Here is a 12,988-nt window from a genome sequence, read left to right on the forward strand (position 1 = left end):
CTACTGTTTGTCTGAAATGCTAGCCTCGCGAAATTCGCGAGGCGGTTTTCCTACCGACTTTTTAAACCGCTTAGAAAATGTAAACACATTTGCATAACCCACGTAATGGGCAATATATGAAATAGGCCACTGTGTTTTTAACAGCAGGTTTCGCGCCCGCTGCATGCGCAAATAAATGACCTGCTGCATGGGACTTCTCCCAAAGTACTTAAGGCATAAGCGATGCAAATGAGGGGCAGAATAATGGGCTTTATTACTTAAGCTCTCAACGCTCCACTGAAACTGTAGTTGATTCTCAACCGCGGCAAATAAAGACTGAAGCCTAACGGCATGTCTATCATTACTCTCATCTTCACTATTTTCTTGGTCGTTTTGGCTTATCACTTGCCGCAGATGACGCCCTATAATTTGTATGGCAGCTTCACGGTTTCTATTATCTTGCTCTAAATACAATAACTCCATAGCGTGATGTAAGGCCGCTAAATTAATATTGCTGATAACCCTTGGATGTTGTTTCGAAAGTCCCTTCCATTGCTCTGTATCTGATAGGTTTAGCCAAATAATATCCCACTTATCACTAGCAATACTCACCTCGAAGCTTTGATAGGCGGGTAGCGTGATAAGCTGACCACCCGTTAAGCTAAACGAGCCATGTGGTGTGCGAAAGCATCCTTCCCCTGATAGCGAGTAAAACAGCGTATGGTTTGGCGGCATCACTCTGCCAACAACGTATTCACCTGATAAGTTTGAACATCCCGCTAGCTCAATATCTAACGCCATTATTTCTGGCGACGTACTACTATCAATAAAGCGCTCGAAGCACTGTTGGCCTATATTAATAATATCCGAAAAAGGTGACTGCATTTATGTTGTTCTGCTTTTGGTAAGGGCGTGTTGATAGTTTTGGATAAAAGTACGAGAGGTTTAAGCATAAAGTAATCAATGCATTTTAGCTATATTGTGATGTATCAAATGCGTTTTCACACAGGAGCCATGCATGGCTGACATCGAACAAGTTGTTTCACAGAAAGATTGGCAGAATCCCCTCGTATATCAACGTAATCGAATCAATGCCCATGCGCCACACAATGGCTTTGTTACTGAAGACGATGCAGTTCAAAATCGAAATGCCAGTAAGGTTAGCCTAAACGGTAAATGGATGTTTAGGCTATACCCGTCACCGGAGGCTGTCAGCGATGAGTTAATCGCGCAAGCGCTAACAGAAAATGAGGCCAAACAGTGGCAGCCCATTACTGTGCCTTCAAATTGGCAAATGGAAGGCTTCGATAAACCCATTTACTGCAATGTGAAATACCCCTTTGATGTGAATCCCCCTGTAGTGCCAGCAGATAACCCCACAGGATGTTATCGCACAACATTTACCCTAACTGAAAGCAGTCTTTTAAAACGCAATCACATTGTTTTTGAGGGCGTAAATAGTGCATTCCATTTATGGTGTAACGGCAGTTATGTAGGCTACTCACAAGACAGTCGCTTACCTGCTGAGTTTGATTTATCTGCATTGCTTGTAGTAGGCGAAAACCGTTTATCCGTGATGGTGATCAGATGGTCAGACGGTAGCTATTTAGAAGATCAGGATATGTGGTGGCTAAGCGGTATCTTCCGAGATGTAAACCTAGTAACAAAGCCTCGGCATCACATTCAAGATGTGTTTGTCACGCCCACGCTAGATGCATGTTACCGCGATGGTGCACTGTCTGTTCGCACGGCAATTAATGCCCCAGCAAACTATCAGGTTGGCATTCAGTTATTTGATAAAGCACACGCCGTTACCGAACGAGCTGTTGCAGGGACTAACAATAAGCGCGTCGATGAAAAAGGGGGGTGGGATGATGTGGTGTTCCAGAGCTTAGAGGTAAAAGAGCCTAAGCACTGGACCGCGGAAACGCCTTACTTATACCGAATTGTAGTGTCGCTAATTGATGAAGCTGGGCAGGTGGTAGACACAGAGGCCTATCAGATTGGCTTTCGCACTGTACAAATGAAGGCCGGACAGCTGTGTGTGAATGGGAAACCTTTACTTATCCGAGGGGTAAACAGACACGAGCATCATGAAACAAAAGGTCATGCCATAAGCGAAAGCGATATGATTGAAGATATTTTGCTACTTAAGCAAAATAACTTTAATGCCGTTCGTACGGCGCATTATCCTAATCATCCGCGATGGTATGAACTGTGTGACGAATATGGTCTGTACGTTGTTGATGAAGCAAACATTGAAACCCACGGCATGTTTCCCATGGGTCGCCTATCAAGAGATCCATTGTGGACAGGGGCGTACATGGCCCGCTTCACTCAAATGGTAGAACGCGATAAAAACCATCCTTCTATCATTATTTGGTCGCTGGGGAACGAGTGTGGTCACGGTCCAACTCATGATGCCATGTACGGCTGGGCAAAATCCTTTGACCCATCAAGGCCTGTGCAATACGAAGGCGGAGGGGCCGATACCACGGCTACCGATATTGTAGCGCCAATGTATTCTCGAGTAGATACCGATGTTCTTGACGATGCAGTGCCAAAGTGGGCGATTAAAAAATGGCTGTCTATGCCAAACGAGACAAGGCCGGTGATATTGTGTGAGTACGCCCATGCAATGGGAAATAGCTTGGGAAGCTTTGACGAGTATTGGAAAGCATTTAAAGCCTATCCTCGTTTACAAGGGGGCTTTATTTGGGATTGGGTTGACCAAGGCCTGAAGAAGCATACCGACAGTGGCGTTCCTTATTGGGCTTATGGCGGCGACTTTGGCGATACCTACAACGACAGGCAGTTTTGTATTAATGGTCTCTTATTTCCTGATAGAACGCCTCACCCAGCGTTGTTTGAAGCGAAATACTGTCAGCAACACCTCAGTTTTGAATTATCAGACAAAGCCGGTAGCGAAGGGAAGGTGTATGCGCTTTCTATTTCTAGCGATTATGTATTTAGAACAACGGACAATGAATTATTGCAATGGAGCGTATTAGAAGACGGTGAATGTATTGCGCAAGGTGAGCAGCGTCTATCTATAAATCCTCAGCAAACCAATACCCTTGAGATTACGACGAACGTCACGCACAAGCGCGGTGCTAAATACCACTTAAATGTAGACGTTGTTACCGCAGAAGATTGCCAATGGGCAAAGGCCGGTCACGTGCTCGATACCGAACAGCTATCCATCAAAAACACGGCGGGTATCACACCGTTTACATTGACGTCCCGGCAAGCAAGTTGCAGCGCAGCTTCAGGAGTGGAGCTAACAACAAACGATAGTTTGTTAACCATTACCATTGGAAGTCATGATATTTGCTTTAATAGTGAAAGCGGTCTGCTGACCTCTTGGTTAGTTAACGGTAGCGAAACAGTGAGCGCACCACTAGAAGATAATTTTTTCCGAGCGCCTCTTGATAATGATATTGGTGTTAGCGAAGTGGATAACCCTGATCCTAATGCTTGGGAATCGCGATGGCGACGGGCTGGCATAGGGAAGTGGATACGAAAGTGTACTGGGGTAGAAGTGCTGCAGGGCACCCACGATGTGCGGGTTATATCGCTCTTTGAATACAGTGTTGATGGCGTAATCACGGCTGCAACAAAATGGATTTACACTTTGAATTCTGACGCCGCGTTATCTATTGATATTGAAGTTGTTTTAGCTGATAACCTGCCACCTCTTCCTCGTATTGGTGTGCAGTTTGCCGTACCAAGACAGTCTTTTGTTGAGGATAATAACGATAGCCAAGGTGAAAGCAGTACTTGCGAAAGCGAATTCGAACAGTTTGAGAAGGTGACATGGAAAGGTCTTGGACCATTTGAGAACTATCCAGACAGGCAAGCCGCAGCGAGGTTTGCTCTGCATCAACTCACGATTAAAGACATGCACACCGACTATATTTTCCCCACCGACAATGGCTTGCGAAGCCAGTGTTCAATGTTAAACATTGGCAATACAACGGTTACTGGAGATTTCTATTTCTCAGTAAGTGAATACGGCCAACCGCAGTTAGATGCTGCAAAGCATACTTGCGACCTTAGCCCACGTGACTGTATTTTTGTATATATTGACCATGCACATATGGGGGTAGGCGGAGATGATTCTTGGAGCCCAAGTACGCATAAAGAGTTTCTGCTTGAGAAGAAGCGGTATTCATATTCACTCACGCTTACTGCCAATTAACAAAGACAATAAGTGACTGAGGGAGGCAAGAGTCTAAGGAAGATAAAAGGCTAAGGAGGATATAAGTTACTGAGTCCTTCGAACGCCAAGAAGAGTCTGCAAAATAAAAAAGCCGCTACATAGTAGCGGCTTTCTCGTTAATCAGATTGGTAACAACGTACCTTTCTAATTGTTCTATCAGTTCAGTGGCGATTAGCCATCTACCTGCCCGCAAAAGCGATATCCTTCACCGTGGATAGTCACAATCAGTTCTTCTTCAGAAGGATGTGATTCAAAGTGCTTGCGGATACGTCTAATGGTGACATCTACGGTACGGTCATTAGGGCGCAATTCGCGACCGGTCATTTCCATAATAAGCTGCTCGCGAGTAAGTATTTTTCCAGGGTTGCTTAAAAATAAATGCAACGCACGGAACTCACTGCGAGGTAAACGGAACTCTTTGCCGGTAGGCGAGATAAGCGAGCGGCTGTCGCCGTCTAGTATCCAGCCGTTGAAATTAACGCGGCTTGGTAAATCATCATCTTCAGAAGAGTTTGTTGTTCTAGACAACAAATTACGGGCTCTTATGGTTAGCTCTCTTGGGTTAAATGGCTTAGTAAGATAATCATCTGCACCAATTTCCAAACCTAGAATGCGATCTACGTCGTTGTCGCGACCCGTTAGGAAAATTAATCCAACATTTTTACGGTCGCGCACTTCTCGCGCTAATATAAGGCCATTTTTACCCGGTAGGTTGATATCCATAATGACCAAATTGATTGCGTGATTCTCGAAGAAATCGTGCATTTGGTTGCCGTTTTCAGCTTCAAATACATTGTACCCTTCCGCTTCAAATAAACTTTTTAGCGTGGTACGGGTTACCACTTCATCTTCAACAATTAACACATTTGGCGTTTGCATGGTGTTCTACACTCTTTCAAAAATACGGTTTAAGCAACTAACTGGTTAAAGTTTAATATTCATACACTTATTTGCAAGTAACTTATGAATATCGCTACTGTTAGGATTTTGGGGTTAGCCAACAAATTTCAACAAAAGTTCATACTTTATACAGTGACTACACATTTTTCGCATCAGAAACGGGGAATATAATTACAAATTCCACTCCGTTGCCTTCTTCGCTCGTTAAGGTAATAGAGCCAAGAAGTGCTTGTGTCACTAAGTTGTATACGAGATGCATACCTAGACCGGAGCCACCTTGTCCACGCTTCGTTGTTACGAAGGGATCGAAGATACGCTTGCGGATCTCAGGCGGTATGCCTTTACCATCATCGGAATAAACTAATTTTAATTTGTCGTCACTAACTAATTCAGCACGAATATTTATCGTGCCTGTTTCCATGAATTCAAATCCATGGATAACGGAATTCATTATTAGATTAATCAATATTTGATTAATTGGGCCAGCCTTGGTTTCAACGCTTAAGGTAGGGTCGCATTTCACGTTGATGTTGTGTTTTAATTTTTTGAGCCGAGGCTGTAACGAGAGTAGTATCTCATTAACTAGCTGTTCAACGCAAAAACTTCGACTATTTTCTGAAGATTGGTCTACCGCGACCTGTTTAAAGCTCGATATAAGCTCAGCTGCGCGGTTTAAATTGCGATATATGATGTTTAAGTTCTCGTTGCTTTCATCAATAAAGCGTTTCATTGCGCTTGCTTTCAACGTTTTGTCTTCGAAACCTTTCTGAATAACTGCTAATCGGTCTAACATCATGGTTGAGGCAGTAACCCCTAACCCAATTGGCGTATTCACTTCGTGTGCCACTCCAGCTACCATATCGCCAAGTGACGCCATCTTTTCATTCTGTACAATTTGTCTTTGGAATTGATGCAGCTTTTCTAAGGTTTGTATAAGTTCGCGATTCGCGTCTTTAAGCGCAGTGGTTCGTTCATTAACCATCTCTTCTAAACTTGAATTAAGCTTGCGATGACGCTCTTCAGCCTGCTGCTGCATCTCCATATACTCTTGCATTCGATAAAGCATAACGTTTATCGCATCAGCTAACGTGTCTAACTCTTGTATTTTTGACCCTCTCGCACGAGATGAGTAATCTCGGTGACGTGAAGTTTGCTGAAGAAAGTGAGTTAATGACTGAATTGGACTCGAAATGCCTAATTGCATTTTAAATGCGGTGTAAAAGGCAATGAACAGCAGTATGACAACCGCAGTAAGATGGGTAAATATGGCGCTTTGTGTAAGGCTATTAAACTCTCTTGTAGAGAGTCTCAGGTATACCCAACCCAAGTGTATGCCGGTTTCTGCATCAAACGACTTCGTACTGACTTCTAAATAATCCCCGGTATCCGAAATGGTAGGGTTTAGCAGCAGTGACTCTAATTGTGCTTCTTTACCGCCGGTCATGAGCTGACCTACTTTGTTATATGACGCAAATATTTGCGGCACTTCCACATTAGCCTGCTGCCGATTCTTTTTACGGTATACATGTGCATTGAGTACATAAGGGGCCGCAACGAGATGGCCCAACTCTTTTGCTATGCCTTCGTCTTTATTATTGAAAATATATTGGGAAGAGGTTCTGGCGACAAGGTCAGACAGCACAAAGGCTGTGTTATTGAGTTCGTTGCGATAATTATCTATTTGCATGTACAAAGACAAACAAGACAGTATCGCAAGCGACACAGTGACCACAGACATCACAGTCCACAAAAATACGTTGCGTATAGAAAGCTTGCTTGCTTTGTCTGTCATGTCCGTTTTATTTTCAATCCACTTTGCTATGCCATTTTAATATTGGCGCATATCTTGGCAAAAAGAAAGGTAAGTAGACACAATAATTTATGTGTTACTCAGCGCATTAATTCCACATGCTGCGGTACAGTTTTTGGTAATTCTGCGCCGCAGTGTGCCATGTAAAGCGTGTTTTCATTCCTCGAATTTGCATTGCCCTAAAAGCGTCCCTATCTTCATAAAAGGCAAGCAATGCTCTGCGAATGCAGCTAAGCAACGCGGTAGGTGATGGTTCATCAAACACGAAGCCAGTGCGCAGGCTGTTGTCGCCGGTATCGACAACGGTGTCTTTCAATCCACCTACTGAGCGCACTATGGGTATAGTGCCATATGCAAGGCTGTACATCTGATTTAAGCCGCAAGGCTCAAATTGAGATGGCATTAAAAAGAAGTCTGCGCCTGCTTCAACCAAATGAGCATGCTCTGAACTAAAACCATTGATGAACGCAAACTGATTAGGGTGCTGCTGCGCAAATTCGCCCAAGTCCATACACACCTTTGGATCGCCCGTGCCCACAATAACCATTTGAATATTATGCGCAATCAGGTCGTCGAGAATAGGGAGTATATAACTGAATCCCTTTTGCTCAGTGAGTCGACACACCATGCCGATAAGAGGCACGCTAACGTTCTCTGGTAAATCAGATTTTTGTTGCAGCACTTTTTTACAGGTTTGCTTGGCGTGTAAATTATCTACCGTGTAGTTTTCAGGCAGAAATGAATCTGTTTCGGGGTTCCACTGGGTGTAGTCACATCCGTTTAATATACCGCTTAAATCATTTTTGCGATTTACCAATCGCTCGTGGAGCCCGTGACTGCCTAGGTCAGTGAGAAGCTCAGTAGCATAGTTGGGACTTACGGTAGTGACCTTGGTGGCAAATTCAATGCCGCTTTGTAGCATATTGATATAGCCGCCATGAACCTGACTACCAATATCGGGATGATGACGCAAAAACGGAATAGCATCTAGTTTATGTACGCCCTGAAATGCGGCATTGTGAATAGTAAAAACGGTTTTGGTATTATCGAAATAGTCAGTTTTTTCATTCGACAATAAAAACGGAAGCATCGCCGTATGCCAATCATGGCAATGAATGACTTGGGGCTTAAGAGAAAGTGCTTTTAGTGCATGCAGCACCGCGCCACTGAAAAAACTAAACCGCTCGCCATTGTCGCTGAAGGCATCGTATGCGTCGGAATAAAGGCCGTCGCGCATGAAAAAGTCTGGGGCGTCGATGAAGTAAATCGGTATGCCGTGCCACTGAAGGTGCTTTAGCTTGAAATGATACACTTTACCTTCGGTGAAAAGGGTGTGTACCTCCTCGTCTTCAGGTAAGTCTAACTGTTCTTTCAGCGTCTTGTAGTACGGCATAACAATACAGATGTTTTCATCGAGCGCCTGTAATGCCAAGGGGAGTGCTTTACCTACGTCAGCGAGACCACCCGTTTTTACGAGTTCCTCTACTTCCGAGATAGCAAATACAATGTCCACGGGTTATCCCTTCTATAATCACTGCTAAAGTGTCAACGGTTACGTATGAGCAAATATACATTGCTTCGTTTAACTAACAAGCTACCAGTACGATATAAATTGTTTAACTAGGATGCAAAGCTTATCCGTTTTTTATTTTACTCCCCCCAGCTTAGTCCTTATAGCGATGCATCATAAATTGAGAACTGCGATGTTTGCGCTTTGGTGTAAACCGTTGCAAACTCCTCTGCCAACAACCCCGGATAGGGCAGAAAACGGTTGGCAACCATTTGCAATGTCCCTTTAGAGGTAAGCTGTTTTTTTGCATCAGAAATAAAACGCTTTGTAATGGTGTAATCGGTTTTTATCCCGGTGTGGAATGGCGGGTTTGTTATAATATGCTGCACCTTTTGAGATACACCATGTAAGCCGTCGGCCGCAAAAATCGTAGCGCTTAGTTCATTTTCCGCAAGAGTCAGTGCGCTGCAGTAGAGGGCTAGTGCGCTAACGTCAGATAAGAAAAATGTTAAGTGAGGGTATTTGAGCATAAGGTAGCTAGCTATAACACCTGCACCGCAGGCAAAGTCTAGTACGTTGCCCCGCATAGACGTAGAGTGCTTTTGAAGCAGCAACAACGTGCCGGCATCGAGCTCTTTATGGCTAAACACGCCAGGCATTGACGCTACATTCCACGAGGTTTCGTCTACTTCATAAAGATTAACGTCTACCCAAGCATCAGGCTCAAAAGCGCCATGGGTTTGTTCAAGTACCACGGTAACTAAACTGCAGTGTCGAGCAGAGTCAATTTTTTGAGGAGAGCCATACTGCTGCATGAGCTTCGCGGCGCTCTTTATTCCACCTTTATTTTCACCAACAACATGAATTCGCCCGTGCTCTCCCACCATACCTGCAGCCATGCGCAGTAGCAATTGGAAGTGGGTTTTCGCCTTTGGCAAAAACAACATGACATCGGTAAATGCATTTTCAGTGGTAACAAAAGGTGCAAAAGTATGCGTGTGGTTACCAACCTTTTGTGTTACTTCAAAACCCGACTTGTCGATATCTCGGCTGTCTAGAGTTACAGAAGGTATTACCCTGACACTTTCTGCAAAAATATCAAAATACTGATGAATAACCGTAATGTCGGATGACTTCAAACCATCCAGAAAGTAGGCATCTGAAGGATTAACAAACGCCCATTTTCCTTCTTCAAATAATGAGATGTTTCGCTCAAGAAGTTGGCTTTGAGGAGATAAAATCATTAAGAGGTTCGCTCATAAATAAGATCCCAAACGCCGTGACCTAACTTTTGTCCGCGGGTTTCAAATTTAGTGATGGGGCGGTAGTCAGGGCGAGGCACGTAATCGCCTTCAGGTGCTGTATTGGTATAGCCTTCGTTGGCATTGGCAACTTCAGCCATATGCTGCGCATACGGTTCCCAATCTGTTGCCATATGCAGGTGTCCGCCTATCGCTAGCTTGGTTCGTATTAATTCTACAAACTCAGCTTGTACAATTCGACGTTTGTGGTGGCGCTTTTTATGCCAAGGGTCGGGGAAAAATAGTTGCAGGCGCGACAAGCTCTCCTGGGGTAGCATATTTTTGAGAACTTCAACCGCATCGTGTTCCATTACGCGAAGATTGGTTAGTCCTAGTTCACCTGCATCTCCTAAGCATGCGCCTACGCCAGGTCGGTGAACCTCTATACCGATAAAGTCTTTCTCTGGTGAAGCTGCAGCCATCTCAACCAGCGACTTACCCATGCCGAAACCTATCTCAACGACTACAGGTGCCTCGCGGCCAAACAGCTCAGACAAAGAAATAGGCGTATCACAATAGTCTATTCCCATGGTTGGCCAGTGTTCCTCTAGCGCTTTTTCTTGTCCTTTTGTAAGCCGACCTTCGCGCTTAACGTAGCTTTTTACTTTACTGATATATACACCGGCAGCTTCTGCTTCTGCCTGACTTTTGAATTGCCTCATTTGCAATGCCTTTCATACCCAATTTTATGCTGGCGCATTATCCACTTACCCACCTTATATGCAACGCTAGAATACAAATTCTGTGTTATTTTTGTACGCCAATGCACTTGCCAACAATAGTCGCTAACTGGCTGGTTTGTTCAAGTGGGATCATGTGCCCCGTGTTTTCAAATTCATACAGTGATGCATTAGGTAGCGACTTCGCTGCGTACCTAAGCGAATCTATGTGTGCAATATTGTCATCAATTGCGCCTACAAGTGTTACTGGCGCATTAATCTTTTCTAGTAATTTAAGTGTATTCTCTCTTGGTGTCGTGGCAAGTGTGTGCGCTAACAACGTGCTTTTTCCTAAATCTTTAGCCATGGACGTAACGACTTCAGTCACGTTTGTGTCTGCTAAGCGGGAAGGGTGGATAAAGCGAGCAAGATAGTTGTGGTTGTCAGGTTTAAATTGCCCTTTTTTAAGGCTTTTGACCATGGTTTCACGCTGGCTTATTTCATTTGCCGACAAACCAGCAGGATCGTATGCAATTAGCGTGATAGAAGCGATATTCGCCTTATTTCGAGCGGCGATAAGCGAAGCGATGTAGCCACCCATGGAATAGCCAACAAGGTGCACTTTTTCATCAGCAAGTATTCGGTCTTCGCTTAGTGCAAGCATGTCGTCTTTCGAGGTTGCCCACTGCAGAGGAACAAAGCGACGTTGGGCTATAGAAAGCTGCCGCCAGAGGGGCATAAAGATGCGTTCGTCACAAAGAGTTCCGGGGAAAAATAATACGGGGGCTTGTGCAGACACGCGATACCTTAAATAAAAACGAAGAAGAGCGTACATGCTACCATAGCGCACAGTGAATAGAATGTTTATTCAAACTGGTAAATGAAGGTGTTTTAGCAAGTGAATAATACACAAGGTATAGACGTAAGTTTCAGAATAATATGACAAAAACAATGCACAATAACAGTTTTGCACAACGGGTTTTAGCGTGGTTCGATGAGCATGGTAGAAAGCATTTACCGTGGCAGCAAGATGTGACGCCCTATAAGGTGTGGGTATCTGAAATCATGCTGCAGCAAACGCAGGTTGCCACCGTTATCCCATACTTCAATCGATTTATGGCGTCATACCCAAGCGTATTCGAGCTAGCCAATGCATCGCAAGATGACGTGTTGCATCATTGGACGGGGCTTGGCTATTACGCTCGTGCTCGAAACCTGCATAAAGCGGCTAAAACACTGGTTGATGATTACGAAGGCGTTTTTCCTCCCACACTTGACGAAGTGGTGTCGCTTCCCGGTATAGGCCGCTCTACCGCGGGGGCCATACTTTCGCTATCAAGAGACGAGCGTTATCCCATTTTAGATGGCAACGTAAAGCGTGTGTTAGCGCGTTATTATGCTATTGAAGGATGGCCCGGGCAAAAAGCCGTAGAGAATGCCCTGTGGGAAGTGGCTGAGAAAAATACGCCACAAAATCGCTGTGCGAACTACACTCAGGTGATGATGGATTTAGGTGCCATGGTCTGCACCCGCAGCAAGCCAAAGTGTGATGAGTGCCCTTTACAACGTGATTGCGTGGCTTTTGCACAAGGTAAGCAAACTGACTATCCGGGTAAGAAACCTAAAAAAGTAACGCCGGTTAGACAAACCTACATGCTCATCCCTATGTTTGGGCAGCAAGTGTTTCTAGAGCAGCGTCCTCAAAGTGGTATCTGGGGAGGCTTATACGGGTTTTTAGAAGCGCAATCTGCTGAAGAGGGTATATCGTTACTTGCTCAAAGGGGCATTGAAGTAGAGGAAATACAGCAACTAGATGAATTCAGACACACATTTAGCCATTTTCATTTAGATATAACCCCGCTTATCGCCGTGGTAAACTCAACGCCACAAAAGCGGGTGGCAGAAAATGAGTCGAGATGGTTCTTGCTTGATGAGCCTATTGAAGTGGGTTTAGCTGCCCCAACAACAAAGATAATCAAAACACTGGCAAAATAAGTCGCGCACACTGTCGCGATTGGTGTTTATAAGATAAGACAATAGAGGTGCATGATGGGTAGAACGGTTTTTTGTCATAATTTGCAAAAAGACGCCGACGGTTTAGATTTTCAACTTTATCCAGGAGAGCTAGGTAAGCGGATATTCGATAACATATCGAAAGAAGCCTGGGGCAACTGGCAGAAAAAGCAGACTATGTTAATTAACGAACATAAGCTGAATATGATGGAGCCAGAAGCCAGAGCGTTTTTAGAAGAAAGAATGTCGGCATACTTGTTTGACGGCGTTGAACCGACAATTGAAGGCTATGTTCCGCCGGAAAAATAACCAAAATGCCACATTTTGTGTAAACAATGTGCAAACGGTCACAAAAGTGAAAAAAAAGCGGGTAAAACGGTTGACTTGTTAGGCCGAAATCCGTTTAATACGCACCCATAGCAGCACAGGCCGAAAACGCTTGTAACGCAAACGAGTTTCGCCTCGATAGCTCAGTTGGTAGAGCAGCGGATTGAAAATCCGCGTGTCCCTGGTTCGATCCCGGGTCGAGGCACCATCATCAAGGCCCTTGCAGAAATGCGAGGGCTTTTTTGATTCTGGTGATTGTAAAAGCTC

General features: G+C 44.5%; 10 protein-coding genes and 1 tRNA gene. 4 read left to right on the forward strand and 7 right to left on the reverse strand.

Features of this window, described 5'->3' with window-relative positions; translation table 11 throughout:
- Nucleotides 1-864, reverse strand: a complete 864-nt coding sequence (locus JV36_RS0109125; protein ID WP_032094821.1) for a helix-turn-helix transcriptional regulator — start codon at nucleotides 862-864, stop codon at nucleotides 1-3.
- A gap of 133 nt (nucleotides 865-997) precedes the next feature.
- Here JV36_RS0109125 and JV36_RS0109130 point away from each other — a divergent pair, with 133 nt between their 5' ends.
- Nucleotides 998-4,180: a beta-galactosidase gene (locus JV36_RS0109130; protein ID WP_032094822.1), complete on the forward strand. Its 3,183-nt coding sequence runs from the start codon at nucleotides 998-1,000 to the stop codon at nucleotides 4,178-4,180.
- Nucleotides 4,181-4,372: 192 nt separating this feature from the next.
- On the opposite strand, the gene arcA is transcribed toward JV36_RS0109130, so the two are convergent.
- The 6 genes from arcA to JV36_RS0109160 all read right to left on the reverse strand — a co-directional run bounded on the left by arcA (nucleotide 4,373) and on the right by JV36_RS0109160 (nucleotide 11,180).
- A complete protein-coding gene (arcA, locus tag JV36_RS0109135) occupies nucleotides 4,373-5,080 on the reverse strand; it encodes a two-component system response regulator ArcA (protein WP_032094823.1) in 708 nt (235 codons plus the stop codon).
- 157 nt (nucleotides 5,081-5,237) lie between these two features.
- The gene (locus tag JV36_RS0109140; RefSeq protein WP_032094824.1) at nucleotides 5,238-6,893 is read right to left on the reverse strand and encodes a sensor histidine kinase; all 1,656 of its coding nucleotides are present in this window, start codon (nucleotides 6,891-6,893) and stop codon (nucleotides 5,238-5,240) included.
- A 106-nt stretch (nucleotides 6,894-6,999) separates the two neighbouring features.
- Nucleotides 7,000-8,424, reverse strand: coding sequence for a glycogen synthase GlgA (gene glgA / locus JV36_RS0109145; RefSeq protein WP_032094825.1), 1,425 nt, complete (start codon nucleotides 8,422-8,424; stop codon nucleotides 7,000-7,002).
- A 158-nt stretch (nucleotides 8,425-8,582) separates the two neighbouring features.
- Nucleotides 8,583-9,665, reverse strand: coding sequence for a methyltransferase (locus JV36_RS0109150; protein WP_032094826.1), 1,083 nt, complete (start codon nucleotides 9,663-9,665; stop codon nucleotides 8,583-8,585).
- Complete coding sequence (gene trmB, locus JV36_RS0109155; protein ID WP_032094827.1) at nucleotides 9,665-10,384, reverse strand: tRNA (guanosine(46)-N7)-methyltransferase TrmB; 720 nt, start codon at nucleotides 10,382-10,384, stop codon at nucleotides 9,665-9,667. The genes JV36_RS0109150 and trmB overlap by 1 nt, the downstream gene beginning before the upstream one ends.
- A gap of 85 nt (nucleotides 10,385-10,469) precedes the next feature.
- Nucleotides 10,470-11,180, reverse strand: a complete 711-nt coding sequence (locus JV36_RS0109160; RefSeq protein WP_032094828.1) for an alpha/beta fold hydrolase — start codon at nucleotides 11,178-11,180, stop codon at nucleotides 10,470-10,472.
- 140 nt (nucleotides 11,181-11,320) lie between these two features.
- Here JV36_RS0109160 and mutY point away from each other — a divergent pair, with 140 nt between their 5' ends.
- From mutY to JV36_RS0109175, 3 genes are all read left to right on the forward strand, one after another.
- Nucleotides 11,321-12,376, forward strand: a complete 1,056-nt coding sequence (mutY, locus tag JV36_RS0109165) for an A/G-specific adenine glycosylase (protein WP_032094829.1) — start codon at nucleotides 11,321-11,323, stop codon at nucleotides 12,374-12,376.
- Nucleotides 12,377-12,430: 54 nt separating this feature from the next.
- Nucleotides 12,431-12,703 (forward strand): oxidative damage protection protein, encoded by a 273-nt coding sequence (locus tag JV36_RS0109170; RefSeq protein WP_032094830.1) that lies wholly within the window; start codon nucleotides 12,431-12,433, stop codon nucleotides 12,701-12,703.
- Between the two features lie 150 nt (nucleotides 12,704-12,853).
- A tRNA-Phe gene (locus JV36_RS0109175) sits at nucleotides 12,854-12,929 on the forward strand.
- The last annotated feature ends 59 nt before the right edge of the window (nucleotides 12,930-12,988 follow it).

Origin of the sequence: Alteromonas sp. LOR, from assembly GCF_000753865.1 — a bacterium.
Taxonomy (GTDB): Bacteria; Pseudomonadota; Gammaproteobacteria; order Enterobacterales; family Alteromonadaceae; genus Alteromonas.

Excerpts from the sequence above, each read along its gene's own strand:
- JV36_RS0109125 (WP_032094821.1), bottom strand. The coding sequence starts at position 864 with ATGCAGTCACCTTTTTCGGATATTATTAATATAGGCCAACAGTGCTTC.
- JV36_RS0109130 (WP_032094822.1), top strand. The coding sequence starts at position 998 with ATGGCTGACATCGAACAAGTTGTTTCACAGAAAGATTGGCAGAATCCC.
- arcA (WP_032094823.1), bottom strand. The coding sequence starts at position 5,080 with ATGCAAACGCCAAATGTGTTAATTGTTGAAGATGAAGTGGTAACCCGT.
- JV36_RS0109140 (WP_032094824.1), bottom strand. The coding sequence starts at position 6,893 with ATGACAGACAAAGCAAGCAAGCTTTCTATACGCAACGTATTTTTGTGG.
- JV36_RS0109150 (WP_032094826.1), bottom strand. The coding sequence starts at position 9,665 with ATGATTTTATCTCCTCAAAGCCAACTTCTTGAGCGAAACATCTCATTA.
- trmB (WP_032094827.1), bottom strand. The coding sequence starts at position 10,384 with ATGAGGCAATTCAAAAGTCAGGCAGAAGCAGAAGCTGCCGGTGTATAT.
- mutY (WP_032094829.1), top strand. The coding sequence starts at position 11,321 with ATGACAAAAACAATGCACAATAACAGTTTTGCACAACGGGTTTTAGCG.
- JV36_RS0109170 (WP_032094830.1), top strand. The coding sequence starts at position 12,431 with ATGGGTAGAACGGTTTTTTGTCATAATTTGCAAAAAGACGCCGACGGT.